This is a genomic window from Lachnoclostridium sp. (genome assembly GCF_031997925.1).
Taxonomy (GTDB): Bacteria; Bacillota; Clostridia; order Lachnospirales; family Lachnospiraceae; genus Lachnoclostridium.
In genome coordinates, this window is the sequence record NZ_DAMADT010000030.1 from 9,940 (window position 1) to 13,132 (window position 3,193).

Sequence of the window (3,193 nt, forward strand, 5' to 3'; positions counted from 1 at the left end):
TGTCTTGAGTATCCATGCTATCCTGAGCATTCTTACTCTCTTGATTATTCTTACTTTTTTTAGTAACCTTATTGTTTTCCTTAGTTTTGATTTCTTCTTTATTCTCATCCTTAACTGCTTGATGAGTTTTATTCTGATTGTTTTTTGAATTTATTTTATCGGAATTTGTAGTAGTCTGTTTTGATTTCTCTACTTTTTTCGATTCCTGTTTTGTATTACTACTTAAATCTTCTTGGTTCGCTGCAATTACTTCTGCCTCGATATCCTCAGTATCCTCTTTTACCTTTTGATTTGATTTGCCTTGATTTTTCCCTTTTTTATTGGAATGTTTTCTCTTGGTACCTTTTTGTTTGACTCCATCGAGATATCCTTGCCAGTCAAATACTGCATCTACCGATGCAATTGCTACTTCAATCATGCCATCATCTGGTTCTTTGGTGGTAAGACGCTGCATTAACATTCCAGGTGCACTAACAATTGTAACTAATACATTGTCATGACTTCCAGCATATCGTATTAATTCATAAGAGATACCAGCCACTACTGGGATTAATAATACTCTAAGAACAACTCGTAACCAGATTTGATCAACTCGTATAAATAAAAATACAATAATACTAATAAATGCCACGAATAAGATAAAGCTGGTTCCGCATCTTTTATGTTTTCTTGATTGCTTTCTAACGTTTGATACCGTCAAATCATAACCGCGTTCGATGCAGTTAATTGTTTTATGTTCTGCACCATGATACATAAAGGTGCGGTTAATATCCTTCATAAAAGAAATCGAAACAATATACCCTACTAACAATAATATACGAATAATACCTTCTATAATCCCAAGAACAATAGAAGATGTAATAAATTTAGAGAATAGTTCAGATAAAAACATTGGAAGTGCTACGAATAAACTTATAGCTATACAGATAGAGAATAGTACTACAAAGAAGGATAGAACCCCTTCCTTTTTCTTAGAGTCTTTTTTTATTTCCTCTTCTTCCTCATAAAAAGAGGCAGAATATGTTAACGCTCTAACGCCAAGAACCATGGAGTCCGCAAACGCAATAACCCCTCTAATAATTGGAGCCTTGATTATCTTATTACCATTTCCGATGCCTTGGTATTCCTTAATATCAACAGCGATTTCATTATCGGGTTTACGAACAGCTACAGCGTATTGCTCTTTATTTTTCATCATAACGCCTTCTAAAACTGCCTGACCACCAATACCTGATGATTTCATCTACATCCCTCTTTCCTGCCATGTTTTTACCCGTATTTGGCATTCCATATATTTACAATTTAAAAATAGGTTGAGATTATACAACCTCAACCTGATTTTATGCAATATTATCTCAAAAACTAGTTGTTTAAACCGTACTTACGGTTGAACTTGTCAATTGCACCACGAGCAGCAGCAGCTTTCTGCTGGCCTGTATAGAAAGAATGGCACTTTGAACAAACTTCCACGTGGATCTCTGGCTTAGTAGATCCAGTTACGAACTCATTACCACAGTTACATGTAACCTTTGCCTGATAGTACTTTGGTTGAATAGCTTCTTGCATTATTTTCACCTCTCTATATCCGATTCCTATGATAGTTCCTCTTCAACAAAGAGGAAACTTGTTCATTCAAATAAACAGCTTTCTTATTATAGCATACGCCTACCAAGATTGCAATACCTATTGTACATTTTATTGTCTACTGGGAAAACTTTGAAAACATCTGAATACAGTTTGTCTTATATCTTTGTTTTCTTAATCATTTCGACAAATTCTGCATTGTTTTTTGTATTAACAAACATTTGAATAATTCGTTCTACTGCATCTTCTGATTTAAGACCGTTTAACGCCTTCCTCATAAGATAATTTGCTTCCACCTCAGCGGGATTTAGTAATAAATCATCACGACGTGTACTAGACTTTGGAAGGTCAATTGCTGGGAATATTCGTTTCTCTGATAAATTACGATCAAGTACAAGTTCCATATTACCGGTTCCCTTAAATTCTTCAAATACAACATCATCCATACGGCTACCGGTTTCAACTAACGCTGTTGCCAAAATAGTGAGACTTCCGCCCTCTCTCATATTTCTTGCTGCTCCGAAAAACTTCTTTGGCATATGAAGTGCTGCAGGATCAAGACCACCAGATAAGGTACGACCACTGGCTTGTACTGTTAAGTTATAGGCTCTTGCAAGTCTTGTAATACTATCTAATAAGATTACAACATCTTTTTTATGCTCTACCAAACGCTTTGCACGTTCTATAACCATTTCAGACACTCGCTTATGATTCTCTGGTAATTCATCAAAAGTGGAGTAAATTACTTCTACATTACCACCTTCTATGGACTCTTTAATATCCGTAACTTCTTCTGGTCGCTCATCAATTAATAAAATAATTAAATGCATCTCAGGATGATTTCTTGTAATAGCCTTAGCAACTTGTTTTAATAAGGTAGTCTTACCTGTTTTCGGCTGGGATACAATCATACCTCTTTGTCCCTTACCAATTGGTGAGATTAAGTCTACCATACGCATCGCTACCTGACAGCCAGGTGTTTCAAGATGAATTCTTTCATTTGGGAAAATTGGTGTTAAATCTTCGAATTTCTTCCGTTTTACTGCTTCAGAAGGATGTAATCCATTAATAAACTTGATATAAAGAAGAGCACTGAACTTTTCGTTTTGATTACGTATTCTAGTATTTCCTACAATAATATCACCAGTTTTTAAATTAAATCTTCTTATCTGTGCCGGAGATACATAAACGTCATTTTCCCCAGGTAAAAAATTATCACAACGGATGAATCCATATCCATCGGACAATACCTCTAAAATTCCTTCCTTTGTCTCACCAGAATCCAATTGTTCCATATCTATTGGTAGTTTATCTTCCTGCTGATTTGCCTGTGAAAGAAAACGATCCGAGGAGGAGGTTGTATTATATCCTAATTCAGTAGCTTGATTTCCTGAAATATCTCCTGTTGGATTTATTCTGACTACACGATCTGATTCAGTAAATCCACGATTTTCATTTAATCTGCGGTTATCCATTGGTCTGCGATTATCCATCGTTCGACGGTTATTATCATAATTTCTTAGCATCTCGTTGTTTCTATTTTCATTACTTCTATTTTCATTGTTTCTGTTTTCATTACTTCTGTTTTCATTGTTTCTGTTTTCATTAC

Annotated in this window: 3 protein-coding genes; all 3 read right to left on the bottom strand. The window is 35.1% G+C overall.

Translation table 11 applies throughout. From position 1 onward, the window contains the following. On the bottom strand, positions 1–1,243 hold a 1,243-nt coding region (locus tag RTP52_RS16060; protein ID WP_312372462.1), incomplete at its 3' end, for a DUF1385 domain-containing protein. A 119-nt stretch (positions 1,244–1,362) separates the two neighbouring features. Continuing rightward, on the bottom strand, positions 1,363–1,566 hold the full coding sequence (gene rpmE / locus RTP52_RS16065) for a 50S ribosomal protein L31 (protein WP_029502121.1): 204 nt from the start codon (positions 1,564–1,566) through the stop codon (positions 1,363–1,365). Positions 1,567–1,742: 176 nt separating this feature from the next. Beyond that, positions 1,743–3,193, bottom strand: a 1,451-nt coding sequence (gene rho / locus RTP52_RS16070) for a transcription termination factor Rho (RefSeq protein ID WP_312372464.1), incomplete at its 5' end; no start/stop codon positions are given.